This is a genomic window from Pedobacter sp. CAN_A7, from assembly GCF_015752175.1.
Lineage (GTDB): Bacteria > Bacteroidota > Bacteroidia > Sphingobacteriales > Sphingobacteriaceae > Pedobacter.
In genome coordinates, this window is the sequence record NZ_JADOUW010000002.1 from 55,207 (window position 1) to 81,006 (window position 25,800).

Here is a 25,800-nt window from a genome sequence, read left to right on the forward strand (position 1 = left end):
TTGTAACCTGAAGAAATTTAGAGAATTTGTAATACCCAACATTATGAGTGCTCAAAAGCTACTTCACAAATTTAAATAAAAGCGCCCCTAATTATTCCCCTCTAAGATGAAAACAAAAAAGCCTTTAGCATGACACTAAAGGCTTTCTGTATATTTCAGCTGCGGAGAGAGAGGGATTCGAACCCTCGATACCCTTTTGAGGTATACACACTTTCCAGGCGTGCTCCTTCAACCACTCGGACACCTCTCCTTTTCAGGATTGCAAAAGTATAAAAATTTTTGAATCCTGAGCTATATTAATCGATTACAGTGATTTTGACCATATTCGTCTTGCCTTTACGCTCGATTGGAATCGCGGCAGTATTAATAACGATATCACCTTTTTTGATCAACTTCAATTCTTTTAAAATCCTGTTTACATCAAGAATAGTTTCATCAGTACTTTCGAATTTATCGTAATAAAAACCTTGTACTCCCCAAACTAAACTTAGCGTATTCAACAAGTTGATATTACTCGTAAAGATGTAAGTTAAAGCTTTAGGACGGTGACTTGAGATTTCAAAAGCGGTGTAACCACTTACGGTCATCGACACAATACCAACAGCATTGGTTTGCTTAGATAAGTTAGCCGCTGTATCACAGATAGCATCGCTTAAAAAGCTAGCTTCGCTAGTTCTAAGGAACTTTTGAGGGTGGAATGGATAGTTATTGGTTTCAATGTTTTGAATGATCTTCTGCATGGTTTCAATAACGATCAGTGGAAACTCTCCAACAGAAGTTTCTCCGCTTAACATCACTGCATCTGCACCATCCAATACCGAGTTTGCTACGTCATTAACTTCCGCACGCGTTGGTCTTGGCGTAGTGATCATGCTTTCCAACATCTGTGTAGCAATGATAACCGGTTTCGAAGCTGCTCTACATTTGTTTACAATCATTTTCTGCAACAAAGGAACTTCTTCCATTGGCATTTCAACACCAAGGTCACCACGGGCAACCATAATACCGTCAGAAACGGCAATGATTTCGTCGATATTGGCAATAGCTTCAGGTTTTTCAATTTTAGCGATTACCCTTGCTGTTTTACCTCTTTGTTTGATGATTTCTTTTAATTCAACGATGTCAGCAGCGTTACGAACGAACGAAAGCCCGATCCACTCTACATCATTTTGAAGCACAAACTCCAGGTTATCTCTGTCTTCAGGTGTTAAAGAAGGGATCGAAACCTTTGTGTTTGGTAAATTAACTCCTTTTCTGGAAGTAAGGATACCACCATGTACAATTTCACAAACAACTTCGTCATTGTAATTGGTTTCAATTACACGCATCTGTAGCTTGCCATCATCCAAAAGGATAACTTCACCTGCTTTTACGTCTTTAGGAAAAGTGTTGTAAGTGATGTAAATACGCTCTTCATTACCAATACATTCCTTGGTCGTAATAATGGTTCTGGCACCATTTACCAAGTGAATTCCACCGTCCTGAACCATTCCGATACGGATTTTAGGCCCTTGTAAATCGGCTAGAATGCCGACATTGTAACCGTGTTTTTTGTTGAGTTCACGTATGGTGTCTAACGTTTCCTGATGATCAGCTTGTGAACCATGGGAAAAGTTTAGTCTGCAGACATCTAATCCTGCATTAAACATACTAAATAAGACTTCTGGTTTGGCTGATGCCGGACCTAACGTGGCAACTATCTTCGTTCTTGAATGAAAAGGTTTCATTTATTTTGCAATTAGTTATAACTAACCGGTAATGAAGCCACTAGATAAATTCCAGTGACAAATGGCTAATTTTTGTTATTAATATATATTATGAGATCAAATATAGTGTATTTAATACACCTATAATGTAAAAATTACAATATCAAATTTTCTTTTGACTTCAGTTTATAGGGATCAATTTTTGCAGCTACCTGAATATCAGGTAGTTTGTTCAATCCAGAAAGCAGGTAATTTAAATCTTCCTGGTGTAGGTATTGTTTAATCACCATAAAATAATCCACTTTATCGAGCTCTGGAATTAAAAATCCTTCACGATTGCGATTATTCACAATAAAATACTCATTTTCGCCCTCTTCAACAAAATAATAATACTTCGAAAAGGCAAGGGCGGGTTCATCAATATTGAAAAATACTTCATGATCATCCACCTTTTCTAAATTTAATTGGAGCGCGGTATTTATCTTGTGGCAAAGCACATAATCCTTTAAGGATGCGGTGATTGCGAGTAAGATAAAATCAAGATCCAGGGAGAGTTTGAGGTAGGTTTTATTCAAAACAGTTTCTTTATTTTAAGATGCGAAATTATAAAAGTAATTTTACTTTACTGTTTGAAATAAAAACATTAAAATTGATAGTAAAATAAAAACATTTGAAATGTGTTAGTTTTTATTTTTCTTTGCACTGAATTATTTAACCATTAAATTATAACATTATGTCTGATATTGCTTCAAGAGTTAAGGCTATTATCGTTGAAAAATTAGGTGTGGATGAAAGCGAGGTGACCCCGGAAGCTTCTTTCACGAACGACTTGGGTGCGGATTCTTTGGATACTGTGGAACTTATCATGGAATTCGAAAAAGAATTCAATGTAGCAATTCCTGATGATCAAGCTGAAACCATTGGTACAGTTGGTCAAGCAGTTGCTTATCTAGAGAAAAACGTAAAGTAAACATACGGTCTCCGTATAATCCGTATAAATGGAATTAAGAAGAGTAGTAGTTACAGGTTTAGGTGCGCTCACTCCAATAGGCAATACTGTTCCAGAATTCTGGGACAGTTTGTTAAATGGGGTGAGCGGCGCTGCGCCTATTACAAGTTTTGACGTCGAAAAGTTCAAAACCAAATTTGCATGTGAATTGAAAAATTTCAATCCTGAAGACTTCATGGATAGAAAAGAAGCACGCAAATTAGATCAGTTTGTTCAATATGCAATCGCTTCTACGGCTGAAGCGGTACAAGATGGCCAATTCGATTTTACCCAATTAGACACCAACCGTGTTGGCGTAATCTGGGGATCTGGAATTGGTGGCATAAAGACCTTTATGGAAGAAATGAGGAACTTTTTCTCTGGTGATGGTACACCAAGATTCAATCCTTTCTTCATTCCTAAATTGATTATTGATATCGTTTCAGGACATATCTCCATCAAATACGGCCTAAGAGGTCCGAATTTTGCTACCGTATCTGCCTGTGCTTCTTCAACGAATGCCATGATCGATGCTTATAATTATATTCGCCTGGATATGGCCGATGTAATTATCAGTGGTGGATCTGAAGCGATTATCAATGAAGCTGGTATTGGCGGTTTTAATGCGATGCACGCCCTTTCTACACGTAATGATGATCCAGCTACCGCTTCCAGACCTTTCGATAAAGATCGTGATGGTTTTGTTGCAGGCGAAGGCTCTGGTACCATCATTTTTGAAGAATTGGAACATGCTAAAAAGCGTGGTGCTAAAATTTATGCTGAAATTGTTGGTGGCGGAATGAGCGCTGATGCCAATCACATTACTGCCCCTCACCCTCAAGGTTTAGGCGCAAGAATGGTGATGACAAATGCCTTAAAAGATGCACAAATGACCACTGCTGATATTGATTACATCAATGTTCACGGAACGTCGACACCACTTGGTGACTTTTCTGAAACACAGGCTATTGTAGACCTTTTCGGGGAAGATGCTTATAAACTGAATATCAGTTCTACAAAATCAATGACAGGCCACTTATTGGGTGCTGCAGGTGTTATTGAAGGTATTGCTGCTATTCTTGCAGTGAGAAATGATATCGTTCCTCCAACCATAAATCACTTTACAGACGACCCTCAGTTAGATTCTAAACTGAATTTCACCTTTAACAAAGCTGAAAAACGCACCATCCGTGCTGCTTTAAGCAATACCTTTGGTTTTGGTGGCCACAATGCGTCTGTAATTTTTAAAAAATACGAGGAATAGAAGTAGTGATTTTTACTAATTAATGCCATTGATAAATTTCTATAAACTCCACTTATCGCGTGATAGGGAGTTTATTAAAAAGCTGAAAAACATTTTAGGCTTTGTGCCTGGTAATGCCGTTTTGTATAAAATGGCATTCAGGCACCGGTCTGTGGCTAAAGTTTTGAAGAATGGCAGTAAAAGCAGTAATGAACGCCTGGAATTTTTAGGCGATGCTATTCTGGGTTCTGTTATTGCCGAACTGCTTTTTAAGGCTTACCCTTATAAAGAAGAGGGTTTCCTGACAGAAATGCGTTCTAAAATTGTTAACAGGGTTAACTTAAATCAATTAGCCCGGAAGATGGGATTTGACCAGCTTCTTGTTTTTGACCAGAAAATGGTTAATGTATCCACCAAAAATCACTCGATGCTTGGTGACGCCTTTGAAGCTCTTGTGGGCGCAGTTTATCTGGATAAAGGTTATAACTTCACTAAAGAATTCTTGTTAAAGCGTATCGTTAAGCCTTACATCGATGTACACACTTTAGAGCTTACAGAAACCAATTTCAAAAGTAAGCTGATCGAATGGTGTCAACGTCATGGAAAAGATGTGACGTTCGACCTGGTACCGAATATTGAAGGCGATAGTCCGAAACTTTTTACCATACAGGCCGTCATTGATGGCGAAAGCTTTGGTATAGGCAGAGATTACAACAAGAAAAACGCGGAGAAACAGGCCGCGGAGAAAACCTGCGAAGCGCTATCCCTCTAATTACTTTACTTTTTAAGGGTATCGCTGTATTTTTTATAAGCCTCCCTAATGTATTTTAACGCGTCGTATTCCGACCAGTTTTTTGCTGTTTCATAATCCGGACGGTAATTTAGCATGAAGTCTTCCAAAGCTTTACCACTTAAATCGGTATGCTGTTTAATCAGCGACTCATTGAAATAACCATCTATTTCCGTCTGTTGCAATTCGGTGTTGTAATAGCGGTTAAATCTTTTTGCGTTTTTAGGCGTACGGCCAAATAATTCATACAGGGCAGTGAGCGGCGTAAATATATATGAAAGTACAGGCGGTTTCCCGGCATAAAAGGAACCTTTATCCCTGAAATCTCTCTTCACTTCATTCATTTCCTGCTTCTTAGTCTTTCCGTAAATATTTACTTCGGCTAGTGTAGTTCCCTTATCTACATAAATAACTACGTCTTTTACAGAGGAAATCACCAGCTGTGCATCTGCATAGCTCTGTTTATAGACTAGCAGCGTGTCACCCGGATAAGCGCTGATCTGGAATAAGCCAAAATCATTACTTCGAACCGTTACCTTATTTTTTTTGTTATAAATTTCTGCTGCGGCAACCCGGCTCTGTGTGCCTTTTTCCATGATTACGCCTTTAATTATACCCGTTTCCTGAGCCGTAGCTTGGAAAACAGTACTGGTAAACACTAAAAAAAGGGCGATATAGGTGAGTTTAAGCTTCATATTTAAAAATATAACAACAAAAATAGACAATGTTATTCAGGGAATATGTTAAAAACTCTTAAATCTAATAAAGGAATAACACGCATACTTTCAACGATTAAACAATAAATTATATCTTTGCACATGATAAAATCAATGACAGGTTACGGCCTGGCCTCTACCGATCATGAAAACGTTAAGTTTTCTGTAGAGATCAAATCTTTAAACAGTAAGTTTTTAGAACTTAGCTTAAAGCTTCCAAAAGCTTACAACGAGAAGGAATTATTTTTACGTAACCTTTGCAGTAAGGACATTGAAAGAGGGAAGGTTAACGTTTCGATCAACGTTGAACGTACCGATGAGCAATTAAAAGGTGCCCAAATCAATACCGAACTCCTTACCAAATACTACAATCAATTAGCGGCGATTAACGAAACTTTAGGGGCCAATTCTACTAATTTATTACAGGCTGCTTTAGCTTTACCTGAAGTAATTAGCTATTCGGAAGAGGACGGCAAAGAGTCTGACTGGACCATCCTGCACGATACTTTCTTAAAAGCGCTGGCTAATTTTAACCAGTTCAGAATGATGGAAGGCAATGTATTAAAGGCCGACCTGGAGCTTCGCATCAAAAATATATTAAGCTTTTTTGAAAAAGTAGAGGAATTAGCACCATTGCGGATCCCTCAGGTTAAAGCCCGACTTAACCAGTTTCTGGAAGAAAGCCAGGTAAAAATTAATATCGATCAGAACCGTCTGGAGCAGGAATTGATTTATTACATCGACAAACTGGACATCACCGAAGAACGTATCCGCTTAAAAAGTCACTGCGACTATTTTATAGAAACCTTAAATGGGTCAGATACGAATGGTAAAAAATTAGGCTTTATCTCGCAAGAGATTGGCAGAGAAATTAATACCATGGGTGCAAAAGCAAATGATGCACAGATACAGCAGCTGGTTGTTGGCATGAAGGAAGAATTGGAAAAGATTAAAGAACAACTGCTTAACGTATTGTAGCAGCATGAATACACAAATGACACAAGGTAAATTGATTATATTTTCAGCACCCTCCGGTGCTGGAAAAACAACCATCGTAAAACACTTATTAAAAAAGTTCCCATCCCTGAGTTTCTCCATCTCGGCCACCACCCGTGAGTCGAGAGGCGACGAGATGCACGAGAAAGACTACTATTTCATTTCTAAGGAGGCTTTTCTGCATAAAGTTGCCCACCAGGAATTTGTGGAATTTGAAGAGGTATACAATGGTACTTTTTATGGCACCCTGCGTTCAGAAATCCAAAGGATCTGGAATGAAGGCAAACATGTTATTTTTGATATCGATGTGGAAGGCGGACTGCGCTTAAAACGGAAATATGAAGAAAATGCACTGGCCATCTTTGTACAACCCCCTTCACTGGAAGTTTTAAAAGAACGTTTAACCGGTCGCGGTACCGACAGCGAATCTAAATTGAGAGAGCGTTTTGTGAAAGCGGAGAAAGAGCTGGAATATGCAGATAAATTCGACGTGGTGCTTAAAAACTATGATCTAGATACTGCATGCGCAGAAGCGGAACAACTGATTAACGATTTTATCAATAAACCTTAATCCTTTTAATACACATACATGAAGACAGGCCTTTTTTTTGGATCATTTAATCCGGTGCACCTCGGTCACCTGGTTATTGCCAATTACATGGCTAACTATACCCCACTCGATGAGGTTTGGTTGGTGGTATCGCCGCATAATCCTTTGAAAAACAAAAAAGGCCTGTCTAACATGTACGATCGATTGGAAATGGCGCGTCTGGCTACAGAGAACTCCGTAAACCTCAAAGTGAGCAATATCGAATTTTCTTTGCCGCAGCCCTCTTACACCATCGATACCCTCACCCACCTTCACGAGAAATACCCTGAACGGGAATTCGCCATCATTATGGGTGCTGATAACCTGAGTTCCTTCAAAAAATGGAAGAACTATGAGGTGATCCTTAAAAATTATGAAATTTACGTTTATCCCAGACCAGGTGTTGAAGTAGAGGAATGGAAAAACCATCCCTCTGTAATCATGACAGAAACGCCACAAATGGATATCTCTTCTACCTTTATTCGCAAAGCGATACAGCAGAAAAAGAATGTACAGTATTTAGTGCCTGATCAGGTCATTGCCTTCATGGACGGCAAAAACATGTACCGTCTATAATTTAGAACAACCTGTATAACAGAAATATACAAGGTCTTTTATGCAGGTCAATTTTCTCCTGTCTCCATTGCCCAATAGACATCGTTTTAATAAATTCCGTCTCTGCAGTCAGGTCACAAGCAATACACAATAACGTTTGGGGTGCTGCACTTTTCAATACATCTTCCAAAAGTGAATTATTGCGAAATGGTGTTTCCATAAAAAGCTGTGTCTGTTTTTGCTTTTCAGCAATTTGTTCTAACTCTTTAATGCGCTTTCCACGTTCCACTTTATCTATAGGCAGGTAACCGTGAAAAGTAAAACTCTGTCCGTTAAAACCAGAGGCCATCAAAGCCAGCAATATGGAGTTTGGCCCTACCAAAGGCACCACGGTAATGCCCCTGCGATGTGCCTCAGCAACGATATCAGCACCAGGATCAGCTATACCCGGGCATCCTGCTTCACTCATCAAACCTACATCTTTGCCCGTCATCAGCTCCTTAAAATAAGGAACCAGAGAAGCTGCACGTTTATGTTTTCCGTAATCGTGAATCACTAATTCACTTTGTGGCCGTTTTAATCCTGCTTCTTTTAAAAACTTACGCGCTGTTTTTTCATTTTCTACGATATAGGTGTCTATTTCATTGATCGTATCCACCAGGTAAGGCGTAAAAGTTTTGGCAGTTGCATTTTCTGCTAAAGGAACAGGGACTAAGTATAAGGTGCCTTTTTTCATTATTATTTATTGTTTTTTATAGCTCATGAAACGATAATCCGCACGTTTTCCGTGCTTTATATGCGTAAAGCTTATCGTAGTTTCATTGGAAAAGATTTTTAATTAGTCACAACACGATCATAAATTTGATCGATATCATGTCCTATGCTACAAAAGAAATGAATAATTATGGGGAAAGAGAAAGGCATTTGGTTTTTTATTCAAATTTTTGTAAATTGTAACTTCTTTCAAAAGAACATATAACTGTATTTTGGTCAACAAAGCAAATATAGTTAGGCAATCCCGGCGTTCACTAATGTAACATTTCACACACAATTAAACCATTTCCTTTTTTGGAACTCCAATTGGTATAGTGAACGTAGGTTAACTTAAACACACACACAATGAAAAACTTGTTCAAACTACCGGTACTCGTTTTAGGACTTATACTCCTGCTAGCCGGAACCACACAAAAAGCTACTGCGCAGGATTACGATGTATCACTGCAAACATTCTACGATGAACTATCTCCTTACGGAACTTGGATACAAGACCGGGAATACGGTTACGTATGGCGCCCGGATGTAGACCAACGTGATTTCAGGCCTTACTATACCGATGGCCGCTGGGTAATGACCGAATATGGCAATACCTGGGTATCAGATTATGACTGGGGATGGGCACCTTTCCATTACGGAAGATGGGTAAACAACCGCTATAACGAATGGGTGTGGATTCCAGATACCGTTTGGGGTCCTGCATGGGTTAGCTGGAGAAGCGGTGGTGGCTATTATGGCTGGGCGCCACTTGGCCCGGGCATAAACATAAATGTTAACATCGGTGGTGGTTACTATGACATTCCACATTCATGGTGGGTATTTGTTCCTCAACGTAATATCTATTACGATAGGTTCCCTAGATACCGTGGCTATGGAAACGTTAATATCTATCAGCAAACTACGATTATCAATTATACGGGTCAACGTAACAGACATACTTACTATACTGGTCCACGACGTGACGATATCAGACGTGCCACAAACCGTGATGTACCTGTTTACAATGTGAACCGCAGCAACCGTGCTGGAAGGTCTACCATATCGAACAATACGGTTAATATCTATAACCCACGTTCTAACAGGAATACCGACAATAACAGCGGTCGTACCCCTGCACCAAGAACTGTGGTTCCTGAGAGCACTTATAGCAAAAACAGAACTCCAGTGAGTCGTGGTGGAAGTGCCGAGGCACGTAACAATACAGAGAGCCGTGCCAACCGTACATCAGTAGAGCGTGGCGCCACCCGTACAGAAACCTCTGCTGCACAACGTACAGAGCGTACCCGTCAGCAAACGCCACAGGGACAGCAAAGAACTACTGATCAGCAAGGTAATGTGCCCACTAGAACGCAACGTACACAACGTGTAGAGCAATCGCAGGTTCAGCAACAGGAACGCCAGCGCCAGCAGCAAGCAACTACACAAGCGCAGACAGAACGTTCTCAAAGAGTACAGCAGTCGCAGGCGCAACAACAAGAACGTGGTCGTCAGCAACAAGTTCAAGCCGAGCAGCAAGCACAAGAACGTGGTCGTCAGCAGCAAGTTCAAGCGCAACAACAAGCACAGGAACGGAGTCGCCAGCAGGAAGTTCAACAACAGCAGCAAGCACAGGAACGCGGCCGTCAGCAGCAAGCTCAACAACAGCAACAAGCGCAAGAACGTAGTCGTCAACAACAAGCTCAGCAACAACAGCAGGCACAGGAACGCGGTCGCCAGCAGCAAGCTCAGCAACAACAACAGCAACAGCAACAGCAGCAACAACAAGAACGCAGTCGTCAGCAACAACAAAGTGCTCCACGTCCGCAAGTTCAGCAACAAAATAATGAAAGCCGCGGCGGTGGAGAAGCAAGTGGCGGAAGCCGCTCTTCAAGAAGCAACCGAGGATAGTAAAAATTAAAAACAGGGAAACCGGCCGTAAATGGCCGGTTTTTCTTTTATATATTATATTTATCTTTGCAGCCTCATTCAAGCATACATGCTTAACTCTTTATGATTCACCCGGAAATAGAAAAACGAAAAACATTTGCCATTATAAGTCACCCCGATGCTGGTAAAACCACATTAACCGAAAAGTTCTTACTTTTTGGTGGGGCCATTAATACCGCAGGTGCGGTAAAACGGAATAAAGCCAACCAAAGCAATACTTCAGATTTTATGGAGATTGAAAAGCAACGTGGTATTTCTGTTGCTACCTCTGTAATGGGCTTTGAATACAGCGGTAAACGCATTAACATTTTAGATACACCTGGTCACAAGGATTTTGCTGAAGACACCTACAGAACTTTATCTGCTGTGGATAGTGTTATTTTAGTGGTCGACTGTGTGAAAGGTGTAGAGGAACAAACCGAAAAGCTGATGGCTGTTTGCCGGATGCGTAACACCCCGGTAATCATCTTTATCAATAAAATGGACCGGGAAGGTAAGGATGCGTTTGACCTGCTTGATGAAATAGAAACTAAATTAAACATCAGCTTGTGCCCCCTATCCTGGCCAATTGGACAGGGACATACTTTTAAAGGGGTTTACAGCATCTATAACAGTCACCTTAATCTTTTTGAACCGGATAAAACCAAAATTGCCACCAATGTCATTGAGGTAAGCGACCTGGAAGATAAAAACCTGGAGAAATTCTTAAAACCACAGGAACTGGATGGCTTAAAAAGCGATCTGGAACTTGTTAACGGCGTGTATGGCGATCTTGATCCAAGCATGTACACCGAAGGTTTACTAGCGCCCGTGTTTTTTGGTAGTGCCATTAACAACTTCGGTATTAAAGAATTATTAGATACTTTTATTAAAATTGCTCCAAGCCCGAGAAGCCGCGAAGCGGAACAGCGGGAAGTGATGGTGGGTGAGAAACATTTTACTGGTTTTGTATTTAAGATCCATGCCAACTTAGACCCTAAACACCGCGACCGCATTGCCTTTTTAAGGGTATGCTCTGGCAAATTTGAACGTAATAAATTCTATTTCCATACCCGTCAGGGCAAGAAACTGAAGTTTTCTAACCCAATGGATTTCATGGCCAATGAAAAAAGCATTGTTGAGGAAGCCTGGCCAGGTGATGTGGTTGGTTTATACGACAGTGGTAACTTTAAAATCGGCGATACCCTTACAGAAGGGGAACAGTTGAAATTTAAAGGCATTCCGAGCTTCTCTCCTGAGATATTTAAGGAAGTAGAGAACAGAGATCCTTTAAAGACAAAACAGCTGGAAAAAGGCATACAGCAGCTTACCGAAGAAGGCGTTGCACAGTTGTTTACACAACAGCCTGGTAACCGTAAAATTGTTGGTGCGGTAGGTGAATTACAGTTTGAGGTGATTGCATTCCGTTTGGAACATGAATATGGTGCAAAAGCCAGCTTCAGAACCTTGACTTACGGCCGTTCAAACTGGGTGACATCTAAAGACAAGACCAAACTCGAGGAGTTTTTAAAACGTAAACAACAACATATTGGCCAGGATAAAGATGGCAACAACGTATTTTTAGCTGATAACGACTTCATGATCAACATGACCATGCGCGATTATCCGGATATTGAATTCCATAAAACATCTGAGTTTAAATAAAAAACAGGGGGCAATTAAGATGATTAATTGCCCCTGTTTATTTTACAGACTGCAGTGTGCTTATGGTCTGGTTATAGTGTGGTTATTGGTTAAACCTGATATGCGACATACCTGGCTCCGGCTCTGCTCTATATTCGCTGGGAAAAACACCCAGAATAATGGAGTCAATAGTAAATCATACAGCACGCGGATAGGTTGTTGCCAAAAACCTCATGAGCACCATTGTGAGTTCTTAAACAAAGTTCTTTTCTAGTCCAACACGCAGCGGAAACCCGTATGTTCCAGTCCGGAATCCGGAGATGTCTCCATTCTTGAGGTGACACGGTAACCTTCGCAATACGACGAATTACACAGGAAGGAGCCTCCTCTGAGTACAGATGTTGATCTGCCGCACCACTCCCACACGTTTCCTGCCATATCATACAGACCATAACCATTCGGCGCATAGGACATGACCGCAGCTGACCCTATTGATTTATCCCACTTTGTATTTTGATTCGGAAAGCTACCCTGCCAGGTATTTGCTTTTGGCCGTCCGGTTTCTACAGGCTCGTTGCCCCAGGGATAAAGTGCATCCTTTTTGCCGCCCCTTGCAGCATATTCCCATTCCGCTTCCGTAGGCAGCCGCTTTCCTGCCCAGATGGCATAAGCATTTGCATCGTCCCAGGATACGTGGATAACGGGGTGGTTTTCTTTGTCGCTAAGGTTGCTGCCCGGGCCTTGCGGGTGTTTCCAGTTAGCGCCTTTTTTCCATGTCCACCACAGGGATGGGTCATCCAGCGGCACAGCTTGAGCAGTAGGTGTGAAAACCAGCGATGCGGCAACAAAAACACTGTCGTGCGGTTTAGGAGTACCGACAGGTAACTGCTGTTTCATAATTTCCCAATCTGGTATTTTCTCTGCAGTGGTTACATAACCTGTGGCCTCCACAAATTGCTGAAATTGCGCATTACTCACTTCAGTTTTGTCCATCCAAAAACCTTTACCGGGCGCTGGTATCCAGGCCATACCGGTAGTATCTGCCAGGCCACGCGGAATAGCTTCCGAGAATTGTTGTGCGGCAAAACGTACCGTCGGCATATGACCACAGGTGCTCCCTTTACTAAAATCAACCAGCTCTTCCTGTGGCGTGCAGCCTGTTAAGGCGAGTACATAGAAAAAGGTGGCTACACATGCGCTATTGAAAGTTTTACTCATAGATATACGGTGATTTTATCATTCTACCACTTGCAACTTAGTGAAATGTATAAAAACTAACAAGTCGCCTATTAAGCGACTTGTTAGCAATTTAGTTATGTTTTATTGAGCGCCCAAATTTGCCACTGTAGGCCAGCCTGGATTCTGATAAATGGCTGCGCTGTTAATGTCTCCAGCAGTTGAGGTAATAATCAAATGTTTAATCGCAATGGGTTCCAAGTAATGGGCTTCTGTCCATCTGTAACCATTATAAACAAAATTACTAGGTGTATTATTGATTCGGTATGGTCGTAGGTATGAACTTTCTGATTTTTTAGAAACGTTTGGCGTTTTACCTGGTGTACCTGATTCTATAAGCACACTTGCACCTGCAACGTTTTTATACCAACTTTCCATAGGCCCCCAAACTTTAAAACCTTCAATAATATATGGCTTTGTCTTTAATTGATCTAATGCTCTCCATCTTTTTAGGTCGTACATGCGGAAACCCTCCGCTATTAATTCAGAACGACGTTCCCTTCTAATATTATATAAGGTTTTATCTGACAGCAGATTACCTTTTGAATAAGCTGCAAAATCATTCTTTGCCTCCTCTGACATCACAGTAGCATCAACGGTACTTCTAAAATCAGGGTTTACGCCTGCACGGTTACGGATGGCCTGCCAATACTGAGTTGCTTTTCCATTAAGTGTACCTTCCTTCATATAAGAAGCTTCCATATAATTCAGGTAGGCTTCTACTGCGCGGAATACAATGCTTCCGGTATTGCCCATGCTACCCTCTGTATTAGATGCCAGGTAAGAAAAACCCTTCTTAACAGGATAACCTGTAACATCACGCGTTTCTGCAAGCCCAACAATATCTGGCCTTCCTGTAAGCAGCGGTGATCCGTCAGGATTAACTTTATCTGTAAGCCTTAAATTGCCTGGTGTTTTCATAAACAGCTGTAAGCGATTGTCGCGATTTACTTTTACAAGTTGCAAAGAATCATCTCCTGCGTATCCAGAGCCATTTGCATAAATAGGCAAGCCGTTGCTCATTAAGAAATTATCTACTAACCCTCTTGTATAGCCTGTATTACCCCCACTGGTGTTGATGTAATGATTCACATTATGAAAAATGCCTTGCGAAGGATCGTACCTGCGCCATAACAATACTTCCCCATATTTACTCATATCTACATCAGCAAACATAGCGGCATAAGGATTTGCCGAAGAGTTGTACCCATTGTCCTTAGTGTTTGCCACCAATGGAACGGCATCAGCCACCTGAGCAGCAGCATCCATCGCCTGAGTTAAGAAGAAGTCGATTTCTGTGTCGATATTCATATTAAAACCAGCAACCTTGCCTGTTCCGGGCCAGCCTGGTCCACCAGGAACCTGAGACGTATTTTTATGGTAAGTTAACCAGCTGGCTTCATGCAATGCCACGCGTGATTTAAATAAAAGGGCCGCATTTTTGGAGATTCTGTTTGTCCCATTAGGAGAAACCGCTTTCAATAAAGTAATTGCCGAATCTAAATCTGACAAGATAAAACGGGCAACTTCATTACGCGGGCGCCGCTGAGATGCGAGCACCAACTCGTCCATTTTGTCTGGTAATGTATTTTTAACAATTGGAAAATCTCCAAAATTCTGAACTTTATTAAAATAAGTATAGGCGCGCAGGAAATATCCTTCGCCAATATAATGTGCAATATTTGCAGCTGTACCAGTAAGCTTATTTTCTTTCCAGCGTGGCACAACGGTTTCGATAAAATAGTTCGCATTGCGGATATGGGTAAAGTCCCAGTTTCCGCCTGCTTGAGGCACACGCCATTCTCCCGGCACCCAAATGTTAGATATACCCGTGGTGGCCTGGTTATCGGTATGGTTGTCGGCACTAAATGTCCCTGGATTCCAGCCATCGTGTGTAGGAAAACTATATTGTTGGATGGTATATGCTGCAAGATCTGCTTCAGTAAATAAGAATTTTTCTGGGGTAACCGCAGATAGCGGCTCCATATCCAGTTGTTTGTTGCAGCTGACGATTGTAGTTGCGCCAACACATGCAAGAAGTAGGTATATATATTTATTAATTTTTTTCATGACTTTAAATTAGAAAGTTAGGTTTAGACCAAGGGAGTAAATCTGTGCTAAAGGATAAGTTTTACCATCATTATAGCCTGCAAGTCCTACAGTTTCAGGATCAAATATTTTAGTCATTTTAGTAACCGTAAATAGATTGTCGCCAGATAAGTAGAATCTAGCACGTCCAATACCTAGTCTAGACATCAGGTTTTGCGGTAAGGAATAACCTAACTGCAAGTTTTTCAACCTGAGGTAAGCTCCATTTTGGATGTACCGGCTTTGGGTAGCCTGATTTTTTGTGGTATTAAAATATGGTTTGGCAAAATAGGCATCCTGGTTTGCACCCGCTAAACCACTAGCCACCATAACCGATGATTCATCTCGGAAATAGTCCATGTGTTCGGTAAAACCAGCTGATTGCCACATACCGCCACTTGCACCCCAGAAATAAGCACCATTAGGCATGTAATCTCTTTTGCCAACACCTTGAAAAAATGCACGTAAGTCAAAACCTTTATAATCCATACCCAGATCAAGGCTATAACGGTAACGTAAAGATGCATTACCAATAATAGACCGGTCGCCGGTATTTCCTAACACGCCAGCACCGCCATCAACTTTTCCATCGCCGTTAATATCCTTATACATGATATCACCTGCGGTCCAATTTCCGCCCATGGCATTTTGGTTGGTTGTCGCCAAATGCGCATCCATCTCCGCTTGTGTTTTAGCAATGCCCACGGTGGTATATCCCCAGATTTCGTTACTCATTTTATTATTGTACCAGGTGTCAACGTTTCCTGTAGGATTTGGATAATTAGTTACACGTTGCTGGTCATCAGATAATACGGCACGTACAGAATAGCCAAAGTCGCCAATACGGTCCTGCCATTTTGCTTCCATTTCAAAACCGTACGACTCCATGTCAGCATTATTAACCTGTGGTACAGCGGTACCTAATATAACCGGCAATTCTGGCGCAGGGCCAACCATATCAAAAGTATTGCGTTTATAATAATCGAAACTTATATTCAGGCGGTTTTTTAAGGCCGCTAAATCAAAACCAAGGTTCCAGCTGGCAATACGCTCCCAGGTTAACAAGGTACTTACGATGCCTGGAGCAGTAGAAGTGTTTGGTTTTTGACCATTCAGTAACCAGGATCCATTGTTTACACCAACCGGCATGGTGGTATAGAACGGATACCATAAATTGGTGTTTTGATTACCCAATTCACCATAAGAACCTCTGATTTTAAAGGTCTGAATAACATCTTTGATCCCCCAGAATTCTTCCTGTGCCACATTCCAGCCGGCAGAAAATGAAGGGAAAAGATTCCACCGTTGATCTCTTAAAAACCTTGATGAACCATCATAACGGGCATTAATTTCTAATAAGTAACGCTCTTTGTAATTGTAATTCAAGCGACTAAAAAATCCTGTTGTTGCCCAATTCTGGTAACCACCTTCTATTGCCCTGCTCTCATTGGTAGCGGTATTGATGGTTGGCAACTCTGGTGTAATTAAGCCACTGCGGGAAGCAGCCAGGTTACGCACCTTGTTTAATTCTGAATTGAAACCAGCAAGCACTTTAAAATAATGGGCATCATTTATTTTAAACTCATAGTCAGTATAAACATTAGTAGTAAAATAATTAGCCTTATCATTAAATTCATATACATAGCTATAATCGGCAGCATAAGCACCTACCGGAATAGGAAAGCGGTTTCCTGCTACATTATAAGCATAGGCGGGCAAAATATCCTCATGATTATTTCTATTGGTAATTCTTACATTTCCATCCGCTACAATATTCCAGCCTTTTGCAGGTGTTACCACCAATTGACCTTGTTGAAAAAGAATGTCACGCTGTTGGATCACACGTCCGCCGTCAACCATTTGCGAAATCTCCGCAGGATCACTATAATAACCATTCGGATCTTTTACAGGCACTGTAGGCCAACGCCTTGCAATATTGTGGTAAAATAGGTTATTCTGGTGAGAGGCCCTGGTGTAATCCTCACGCAAGAATCTGCTGGTATAGTTAAATTTAGCAAACTTACTAAGGGTCGTATTGATTTTACCGGACAAAGAGTAACGTTTGAAAGCGTCGCCGGAGTAAGTGGTAATACCTCCCTGATCAAGGAAACCGCCGGATACAAAATATTGTGTTTTCTCTGATCCCCCATTGATGTTGATAGAGTGATCCTGAGAAAATGAATAATCCCTATATTGCTCTTTAAACCAATCGGTATTGGCATTTGATCCTGTATAATACTGCCATTTATCGCCATTGGCATCAGCCACTGTGGAGTAGTCAATTTCACCATTTTGGTATTTAACAATCCTGTCCATCACCACATCAGAAAAGATAGCCGACTGCCCGCCATTGGCAGCAGCTTCGTTCCAATAGTTAGCAAAAGTATGCGAATCCATCATGGTCGGCAGTCCCATTGGTTTTGTCCAGCGGAAGTTATTGCTGTAATTCACACTGGAAGTACCTGCTTTTCCTTTTTTGGTGGTAATTAGCACCACACCAAAAGGCGCACGTGAACCATAGATAGAGGAAGCTGCCGCATCTTTCAGCACGGTAACGGTCTCAATATCCTGCGGGTTAATGGTATTCATATCCCCTTCCATGCCATCAATCAGCACCAAAGGAGCGGAAGACGAACCTGCACCAATGGTACCGGCACCACGAATGTTAAAGTTTAAATTTTGATTAAGCTCTCCACCCAGGCCACCAGTCTGGAAGTTTAAACCAGGGATTAAACCCTGCAAAGCCTGTCCTACATTTTGCACAGGTCTCGACTCCAGCGCTTTGGCATCTATTGTAGATACGGCCCCGGTAAGGTTAACCTTTTTTTGTGATCCATAACCTACCACAACCACGTCATTCAGGGTGTTGGCTTGAGGTGTCAATGCAATGGACATTTCCCCTTTGGTCACTTTAACCTCCCGGGTGTCATAACTCAGATAAGAAACCACAAGCGTAGCATCTTCGGCAACATCCCTGAGCGTAAAGCGCCCGTTTGCATCTGTAATACTACCGGTACTTGTGTTTTTAACTTTAACAGTTGCGCCGGGTATCCCCTGTCCGTTTTCATCTAACACTTTTCCCGTAACCGTCATGGCTACTAGTTGTGATGATGTAAAGCCATTCATTGCCGTATGTTTACCTTCTATAAAGGTTAAACCCGGATGCTCACTGTACGTTGCAGCACTTATCGGCATAATGGCTGATGCCATCAGGAGTGTGCTGACTTTAATGGTTAAACGTGTTTTCCTCCACCTGGATGAAGAAATAGGTGAGTTTGTGTAGTAGTTTTTATTCATACGTTTTGATTTTGGTTATTAGATGAGGTGTGGTTTAATTATAGTTTAGTGAATTGGATTAGCTTTGTTTATAAAGTCCGAACTCCGATAGCGTAGGGTTCAATCGGGATTGTTCTATACGTATGCGAACCTTTGCAGCTTTCACAGGTTCAAACCTGATCAGGCGCTTATAGCCAACAGTAGTGCCTTCAGCGGCCATCTTCCAGACTTTACCATCCCAGTATTCGAATACAAATTTTTCTATACGCTGGCCTATACTGATATTTTCCTGTAAAGAGAGGACATCAAAAGTTTCTGCTTCGGGTAGGGTAAACTCAATAATGGCAGTACTATCCTTTTCTTTTGTAGTCCAGCTTGTTTTATAGTTCTGATCAAGAAGCGCTTTCGGATTTTTACCGTTTTTTGTGAGGATGGTTGCCCCTTTAGCAAGGTTCTTTTCAAAGGTTTTCGTTCTCCGCGTGGTCCAGTCTGTTAAGCTCTTGATATCACTTTCAGCAATAAGACCATGTTTGTCAGGTGGAATATTTAATAAGAGCACACCATTCCGACCCACCGAACTATAGTAGATGTCAAGAAGTTTTTCTGGCGTTTTCACCAGGCTGTCCTCTTTTTTATGGTAAAACCAGCCCGGTCGGATAGATACATCAGTCTCTGCCGGATACCAGACTAATCCTTTTGCACCTTTAAGTTTATCTCGGCTACCAATATCTTGTCCTTTCAGAAAACCTGTGGGTTTAATATTCATGTCTTTTTGAGAACCTGAGGAAACTGCGCCCTGATCCAGGTTATCAGCCGGAAGTACGCTCCATTCTGTTTCGCGACCATAACCAGTTTCTGTGCCCACCCAGCGCACATCTGGACCCATAACGGCGATTACCGCCTGAGGCTGGAGCTTTTGAATATGAGTATACCACCTGCTAAAATCATATTCTTGTTTTTTGCCATTAGGGCCTTCGCCATTTGCACCATCAAACCACACTTCGTCAATTTGACCATACTGGGTTAAAAGCTCGGTAAGCTGTGTAATAAAAAGATCATTGTAGGCCTCTGTACCGTATAATGGAGAATTCATATCCCATGGAGAAAGGTAAACACCAAACCCGATATCATATTTTTTACAGGCTGCGGCAACTTCTGCCACGACATCGCCATTTCCATTTTTCCATGGACTGCTTTTTACAGAGTGTGCCGTTGTTTTAGTTGGCCAGAGGCAAAATCCGTCGTGATGTTTAGCCGTTAGGATGACCTGCTTAAAGCCACTTTCCTTGGCTACACGAACCCATTGATCGGCATCTAGTTTATCGGGATTGAACAGCTGTGGATCCTCTTTCCCTGTTCCCCACTCTTTATGCGTATAGGTATTCATGCCGAAATGAAAAAAAGCAGTGAGCTCCAGTTGCTGCCACCGCAGCTGTTTTGCCGAAGGCGTAATTGTGGCTGCCTTAGCTATAATGGCCGCATGGCTTTCACCTGGCTTTAAAATTGCGTAGTTAGTCTGCCCAAAAGCCACTTGGCCCAACAAGAGCAGTGAACCGGTAATTAAATTTCTCTTCGTCATATGCCGCTATAGTTTCTGTTTTAAAATTTTTAATGCATCCTGATCCTGAAGCTTGACAATCTGGCGCATTAGTTCTTTACGTAAGTTGGCAGTGATCTTTTCATATCCCTTTTTACCATAGATATTTGCCATTTCAGAAGGATCTTTTTCCAAATCATACAATTCCCAACCTTCTACACGTTCGTATAACCTGATCAGCTTGTACCTTTTTGTGCGGACACCAAAGTGGGGGGAAACGGAGTGTTCACCGTTTTCATAATAATGGTAGTATATCGCTTCACGTCCCTCATCATCTTTGTTCATCAGGGCAGGTAGCATCGATAATCCCTGCATGTCTTTTGGAATAGGGACATTTGCAGCATCCAATAAAGTTGGCGCCAAATCAAGATTCATGACTAAGCGATCTGAAACTGTACCAGGTTTAACCATGCCAGGATACCGCATAACCATTGGGGTACGAAAGGATTCTTCATACATCCATCTTTTGTCAAACCAACCATGCTCACCCATGTAAAAACCTTGATCTGATAGATAGATGACAATTGTATTTTCACTCAGTCCATGCTCATCAAGATAGTCGAGTGTACGACCAATATTTCTGTCGAGCGATGCAGCTGTACTCAGGTAATCACGCATGTATCGCTGATATTTCCACTCTGTAAGGGCTTTTCCTTCTAATTTTAAAGCATTTAACTCCGATTCTATGGGATTATAGTAAGCATCGACCCTGGCGCGCTGTGCTGGGTTCATCCGCTTAAAGTTCCCATCCTGATCTTTTTTCTCCTTTGAACCGAACATTTTAAGGTCATAGCCCATCAACATGGTTTTTTCAATAGACATATCCTGCATTTCTGCACCTTTTCTGGTCTGATAAGTATCATAGAAATTGGCAGGCAAGGGAAAAGTAGTCTGATCGAATTTCCCCAGGTCGGTAGTGTCAGGCAGCCACACCCGATGAGTTGCCTTGTGGCCAATGACCAGGCAGAAAGGCTTCGACTCATCTCTTTTATCCAGCCATTCTTCGCTTACATCGCTAATAACATTGGTCACATAGCCGTCAAAACGCTTTTTAGTTCCATCCATCATGTCAAAATCAGGATTGTAGTAGTCGCCCTGATCAGGAAGTATTTGCCAGTAATTAAAACCCTGTGGGTCACTTTGTAAGTGCCATTTACCAATCCATGCGGTTTCATAACCACTACTGCGTAACTGTTTGATGAAAGAGTCCTGACTTCCGTTAAAAACAGAGCTTTCATTATCTCTAAATCCGTTTTTATGACTGTATTTTCCAGTGAGTATCACTGCTCTGCTGGGACCGCAAATAGAATTTGTTACATAAGCTTTATCAAAGCGGGCACCCGCTTTCGCTATCCGGTCTATATTCGGTGTTTGCATTAAACCTCCTCCGTAGGCGCTAATGGCCTGATAGGCGTGATCATCTGAAACGATAATTACAATATTCGGCCGCTTTGTAGCATGGGTGTCATTCGTGGCTTTACTTGCGGTTTGTTTTTTTTGCGCAAACATAGAAAGAGGAAAGGCTACACAAAAGAAAAGTGAACTGATTATGAATAGCCGGACTTGGGATGTTCTCATACTCAAATGTAGCAGCGTATAGAAGCTGCAAGTGTTCGATGATGTCTGTAATTCATCCAAAATCGTCCAATAAGCGCAAAAAATGATGATAGCCTAAAAATTCATCGTTCAATCGGCTCATTTGTGCAGCATCTTCTCTACATTTATGTTCAGCCAAATCAGAGACCGTTTGAAAACTATAATTTATAAAACCATCGTCATTCTATTCCCACTTTTTCTATGGGGTGGAACTATGCAGCTCCGTGCAGACGAAGGTTATTTTTTCAAACAAATATCTTTAGACGATGGATTAACGCAGTCGACCGTACGTTGTATTTTGACAGATCATAAAGGATACATCTGGATAGGAACCAGGTTGGGCTTGAACCGCTATGACAGATATAGTTTAAACGGGTATTTACACGACAAAAATGACCCAGGATCTATTCCGGGAAACCAGATTATTTTTTTATCAGAAGACCGGAAAGGCAACATTTGGATCGGCACGGAAAAGGGCTTGGCCTTATATGACCGCAAAACAGATAAGTTTAGGACCATATTGTTTCAGGGCAAGCCATTAGTTGTACGTTCAGCGATAAGGATACCACAGGGGATGATCTTTGGAGGCGCGGGTATGCTTTATCAAATCAAATCTGACGGTTCAACTCTTTCAAGAATACCTACGGTAAGCAGTGAAGAAAACATGGAGATGTTTACCAAAATGGCTGTATGGGAGAAAGATAATGTACTGCTTCAGACCCAAAGAAACGGCGCCTGGTTGTACAATACGGCAAATAAAACACTTAAACGGGCAAAATTTATCGAGGACAAGGATTTGATGGGGCTTTATGTAGATAAACAGCATCGGGTTTGGATCTCGCCATATGGAAAAGGGGTTAAAGCTTTTGATAGATCTGGAAAGATGATCTACCATTTCACTACTGAGAATTCTGGGCTAAATACTGATGTTGTGCTGGATATGCTTGAAAAAGACAACAAAATCTGGATGGCCACCGACGGCGGGGGAATAAACATTTTTGATTTGCAGGCTAAAACATTCTCCAATTTAAGCCATGTGCCAGGCAATGCAGCTTCCTTACCTGAAAAATCTATCCTTTCTTTATACAATGATCATGAAGATAACCTTTGGGCTGGCAGTATTCGCGGGGGACTTATATCTATCAGGAAGACCTTTATAAGCACTTATCGGGAAGCCCCGGTGGGTGGTGCACATGGGCTAAGTCAAAAAACAGTTTTAAGCACCTATGAGGATAAATCGGGTATTTTATGGTTAGGTACTGATGGTGGCGGAGTTAACCGTTTTGATCCGAAAAGCAAAATCTTCAAACATTACTTACCCACCTATGGCCTTAAGGTAGCATCGATTACAGACTTTAGTGATCAGGAGTTGCTTATTTACGCCTTCAGCAAGGGTGTTTACCTTTTCAACAAATATACTGGCAGCGTTAGGCCGTTTATGGGAAAAACAGGTAGGCAAATCGGAATCCAAAGCTCATCTGGTATTGCGGTAAACCTGAACAAGGTTTCCCCTGACTATATCTATTTGTTTTCCGACCAGATTATACGTTATGATATAAGTACAGGAAATTTTGCGCCTGTTGATTACAAACCCACTGCAAACGCCCACAGCTCGTTGCTCAAAGTTTACGCTAATAAAGAGATTACTTACCTATTTGGTCCTTATGGTTTATTTGAATTGAACCACGAACAAAATAAAATCAAACCTTTGTTAGCACTTCGGGCAAATGGCACGCCTATTACTGCTGCAGCGGTTGATAGTCGTGGTGTATTCTGGATTGGAAACAGGAACGGATTGATGTATTATCGCCCGGGGGAGAAAAAGCTACATCGCGTTCCAACCGGATTGTTTAATGAAATTTCTGCATTGGTCATAGACAAACAAGACCGACTATGGATTGGGGCGCATAATATGGTTTTCCTTTATAAGGCCAGTGATAAAAAATTCGTTGAATTTGGCGAATCAGACGGCGTAGTACCCAATGAACTTTTGTATAAAGCTTGTATTGCTGCAGAAAACGGGAATACCTACCTGGGGGGGGTGAATGGCCTGCTGGAAATTAAAAAGAGCATTCCAACAAATACAGGCGGGTCCTTTGTTATAGAACTCATGGCCCTGGAAGTTAATGGTGTACCGTTAAATCCCCAAGGTCGACGGACTACCATACCGTGGAACCATAGCTCCCTGGGCATCAAGGTGATGGCAAGGGAAAAGGATGTATTCCGTAAAAAGATGTATCGTTTCCAGATTGCAGGTCTTGACTCCAGGATCATCGAGACCTATGACCATTCCTTACCTATCGGGTCACTCCCTGTAGGTAATTATCGGATCATGGTAGCCTCCAATTTAAAAAATGGGGGATGGAGCAGCTACACTGAAGTGTTAAACATTACGGTTAGCCCACCATGGTTTCTGGGCTTCTGGTTTATATCCTTATTATTATTAGCCCTCTCTGCCACCATCATTCTTTTTTATAGAATGGCTATTGCTAAAAGGGAACGAAAACTTCAATGGGACCTGAAAGAGCATAAACTTCAGACCGATGAGGCTAAGATCAACTTTCTTATCCACATTAGCCATGAACTGCGAACACCACTTACACTGATCTACTCGCCACTGCGAAGGCTATTAAAGGAAAAAACCCTTAATGGAGAGCTTGCCAGAATATTGGAAGGCATTTACCGACAAGCCGGGAATATGCGAAATATCATAGATATGGTGCTTGACCTGCAAAAAATTGAGTTGGCACAGGAGCAATTGAAGCTTGAAAGCTATGAACTCAACGAGTGGGTACTCAACATCGTGGAAAATTTCTCAAGTGAATTTGATCAAAAGGACATCACCCTTAAATATGAGCTTGACCACACGATTCCAGAAATCGCTTTCGATGGAAAAAAGTGTGCACTGGTCTTAACAAATTTAATGGCTAATGCGCTTAAATTCAGTCCAACACATACCCAAATTACAGTAAGTACTGCTTTTAAGGAGGGCTTTGTTCGTGTTTCTGTTAAAGATGAGGGAATAGGCCTTGAACATGTAGACATCACACAATTATTTAAGCCATTTTATCAGGGCACACACAGTGAACATGGAAGCGGAATTGGCCTCTCCTATTCAAAAACACTTATAGAAATGCATGGAGGCATTATCTGTGCTGAAAACAACCTCAATAAAGGAGCTACTTTCTTTTTCGAATTACCTGCCGATCTGCAGGCAGCGACAACTACCGTTATCGCTCCTATTTCGCCGGAACACATGGGGCCGGAATTTCCGACCCTGGGATATACCCTGATGATTGTAGAAGACGAGCCCGAGCTCCTGTTATTTTTAACCGAAAGTCTGAAGCCCCATTTTAAGGAGATAATAGAAGCGGCAGACGGACTACAAGCTGCCTCGATTATTGATCAAAGACAACCAGATATCATTTTGAGTGACGTGATGATGCCTGGGATGGACGGATTTGAGCTCTGCAGGCGACTAAAGGAAGATCTTTACGTTAGTCACACTCCCTTTGTACTTTTAACCACACAAGGAGATGCGGAAAGCAGAAATCTGGGTTACAAGCTTGGCGCTGATGCTTATATCGCGAAGCCCTTTGATCTGGATTACCTCCAAACCATTCTGGCTAACTTATTAAAAAACCGTGAACTAGTTAAATTAAAATATAAAACCTCTCCCTTATCCATTCCTGCTCAAGAAGGAACATTTAGCAGTGCTGATGAGCTTTTCATCATCAAGTTAAACGAATTAATTAGGGATAATATCGATAGCAAGGATTTGCATGTCAATTTTCTCACCGACAAGATGGCCATGAGCCGTGCAACGCTCTACAATAAATTGAAGCAAATTGCAGACATCGGCGTGAATGATTATATCAATAAACTTCGCCTGGAAAGAGCGTGTTATTTACTTACCCACACGGATAAAAATATTATGGAGATTGCCGACAGTCTGGGGTTTAATAACCAGCGGTATTTCAGCACGGTATTTAAGCAGTTTTACAAGATTACACCAACTGCATACCGGAATGACCATCAAGCAGCAGAGGTACAAAAAAGAGGGCTATAAGTAATATATAGCCCTCCTTGTTGATTAGCGTA

The 25,800-nt window shown here is 41.6% G+C and carries 18 protein-coding genes and 1 tRNA gene; 9 read left to right on the forward strand and 10 right to left on the reverse strand.

Annotation, left to right across the window (positions count from 1 at the left end):
- Positions 1-162: 162 nt before the first annotated feature.
- From IWX76_RS06455 to IWX76_RS06465, 3 genes are all read right to left on the reverse strand, one after another.
- Positions 163-250, reverse strand: a tRNA-Ser gene (locus IWX76_RS06455).
- A gap of 46 nt (positions 251-296) precedes the next feature.
- Positions 297-1,727 carry a pyruvate kinase gene (gene pyk / locus IWX76_RS06460; RefSeq protein WP_196859100.1) on the reverse strand — a complete coding sequence of 477 codons (1,431 nt, stop codon included), beginning with the start codon at positions 1,725-1,727 and terminating at the stop codon, positions 297-299.
- Between the two features lie 134 nt (positions 1,728-1,861).
- Positions 1,862-2,281: an IPExxxVDY family protein gene (locus tag IWX76_RS06465; protein ID WP_196859101.1), complete on the reverse strand. Its 420-nt coding sequence runs from the start codon at positions 2,279-2,281 to the stop codon at positions 1,862-1,864.
- Positions 2,282-2,439: 158 nt separating this feature from the next.
- Between IWX76_RS06465 and IWX76_RS06470 the strand changes: the two genes are divergently transcribed.
- The 3 genes from IWX76_RS06470 to rnc are packed head-to-tail and all read left to right on the forward strand — an operon-like array spanning position 2,440 to position 4,709.
- Entirely contained in the window at positions 2,440-2,676 is a 237-nt protein-coding gene (locus IWX76_RS06470; RefSeq protein WP_031266521.1) for an acyl carrier protein, read from the forward strand.
- A 28-nt stretch (positions 2,677-2,704) separates the two neighbouring features.
- Positions 2,705-3,958 carry a beta-ketoacyl-ACP synthase II gene (gene fabF, locus IWX76_RS06475; protein ID WP_196859102.1) on the forward strand — a complete coding sequence of 418 codons (1,254 nt, stop codon included), beginning with the start codon at positions 2,705-2,707 and terminating at the stop codon, positions 3,956-3,958.
- 22 nt (positions 3,959-3,980) lie between these two features.
- On the forward strand, positions 3,981-4,709 hold the full coding sequence (gene rnc / locus IWX76_RS06480) for a ribonuclease III (protein WP_196859103.1): 729 nt from the start codon (positions 3,981-3,983) through the stop codon (positions 4,707-4,709).
- Positions 4,710-4,714: 5 nt separating this feature from the next.
- Here rnc and IWX76_RS06485 read toward each other — a convergent pair whose 3' ends face one another.
- Positions 4,715-5,422 carry a hypothetical protein gene (locus IWX76_RS06485; RefSeq protein ID WP_196859104.1) on the reverse strand — a complete coding sequence of 236 codons (708 nt, stop codon included), beginning with the start codon at positions 5,420-5,422 and terminating at the stop codon, positions 4,715-4,717.
- A 135-nt stretch (positions 5,423-5,557) separates the two neighbouring features.
- Between IWX76_RS06485 and IWX76_RS06490 the strand changes: the two genes are divergently transcribed.
- From IWX76_RS06490 to nadD, 3 genes are read left to right on the forward strand one after another with little or no spacing between them, the layout of a single operon-like run.
- A complete protein-coding gene (locus IWX76_RS06490; RefSeq protein ID WP_196860010.1) occupies positions 5,558-6,421 on the forward strand; it encodes a YicC/YloC family endoribonuclease in 864 nt (287 codons plus the stop codon).
- 16 nt (positions 6,422-6,437) lie between these two features.
- Positions 6,438-7,010 carry a guanylate kinase gene (gene gmk / locus IWX76_RS06495; RefSeq protein ID WP_196860011.1) on the forward strand — a complete coding sequence of 191 codons (573 nt, stop codon included), beginning with the start codon at positions 6,438-6,440 and terminating at the stop codon, positions 7,008-7,010.
- A gap of 18 nt (positions 7,011-7,028) precedes the next feature.
- Positions 7,029-7,604 carry a nicotinate (nicotinamide) nucleotide adenylyltransferase gene (gene nadD, locus IWX76_RS06500; protein WP_196859105.1) on the forward strand — a complete coding sequence of 192 codons (576 nt, stop codon included), beginning with the start codon at positions 7,029-7,031 and terminating at the stop codon, positions 7,602-7,604.
- Between the two features lies 1 nt (position 7,605).
- Here nadD and IWX76_RS06505 read toward each other — a convergent pair whose 3' ends face one another.
- Positions 7,606-8,319: an SAM-dependent methyltransferase gene (locus tag IWX76_RS06505; protein ID WP_196859106.1), complete on the reverse strand. Its 714-nt coding sequence runs from the start codon at positions 8,317-8,319 to the stop codon at positions 7,606-7,608.
- Between the two features lie 383 nt (positions 8,320-8,702).
- On the opposite strand from IWX76_RS06505, the gene IWX76_RS06510 reads away from it, so the two are divergent.
- Positions 8,703-10,244 (forward strand): DUF6600 domain-containing protein, encoded by a 1,542-nt coding sequence (locus IWX76_RS06510; RefSeq protein ID WP_196859107.1) that lies wholly within the window; start codon positions 8,703-8,705, stop codon positions 10,242-10,244.
- A 102-nt stretch (positions 10,245-10,346) separates the two neighbouring features.
- Positions 10,347-11,927, forward strand: a complete 1,581-nt coding sequence (locus IWX76_RS06515; RefSeq protein WP_196859108.1) for a peptide chain release factor 3 — start codon at positions 10,347-10,349, stop codon at positions 11,925-11,927.
- A gap of 249 nt (positions 11,928-12,176) precedes the next feature.
- Here IWX76_RS06515 and IWX76_RS06520 read toward each other — a convergent pair whose 3' ends face one another.
- The 5 genes from IWX76_RS06520 to IWX76_RS06540 all read right to left on the reverse strand — a co-directional run bounded on the left by IWX76_RS06520 (position 12,177) and on the right by IWX76_RS06540 (position 21,612).
- Positions 12,177-13,124: a formylglycine-generating enzyme family protein gene (locus IWX76_RS06520; protein ID WP_196859109.1), complete on the reverse strand. Its 948-nt coding sequence runs from the start codon at positions 13,122-13,124 to the stop codon at positions 12,177-12,179.
- 102 nt (positions 13,125-13,226) lie between these two features.
- Complete coding sequence (locus IWX76_RS06525; protein ID WP_196859110.1) at positions 13,227-15,212, reverse strand: RagB/SusD family nutrient uptake outer membrane protein; 1,986 nt, start codon at positions 15,210-15,212, stop codon at positions 13,227-13,229.
- Between the two features lie 9 nt (positions 15,213-15,221).
- Positions 15,222-18,527 carry a SusC/RagA family TonB-linked outer membrane protein gene (locus IWX76_RS06530; RefSeq protein WP_196859111.1) on the reverse strand — a complete coding sequence of 1,102 codons (3,306 nt, stop codon included), beginning with the start codon at positions 18,525-18,527 and terminating at the stop codon, positions 15,222-15,224.
- A 58-nt stretch (positions 18,528-18,585) separates the two neighbouring features.
- The gene (locus IWX76_RS06535; RefSeq protein WP_196859112.1) at positions 18,586-20,085 is read right to left on the reverse strand and encodes an alpha-L-fucosidase; all 1,500 of its coding nucleotides are present in this window, start codon (positions 20,083-20,085) and stop codon (positions 18,586-18,588) included.
- 6 nt (positions 20,086-20,091) lie between these two features.
- Positions 20,092-21,612 (reverse strand): sulfatase family protein, encoded by a 1,521-nt coding sequence (locus IWX76_RS06540; RefSeq protein ID WP_334641393.1) that lies wholly within the window; start codon positions 21,610-21,612, stop codon positions 20,092-20,094.
- 238 nt (positions 21,613-21,850) lie between these two features.
- Between IWX76_RS06540 and IWX76_RS06545 the strand changes: the two genes are divergently transcribed.
- Positions 21,851-25,768, forward strand: a complete 3,918-nt coding sequence (locus IWX76_RS06545; protein WP_196859114.1) for a two-component regulator propeller domain-containing protein — start codon at positions 21,851-21,853, stop codon at positions 25,766-25,768.
- The last annotated feature ends 32 nt before the right edge of the window (positions 25,769-25,800 follow it).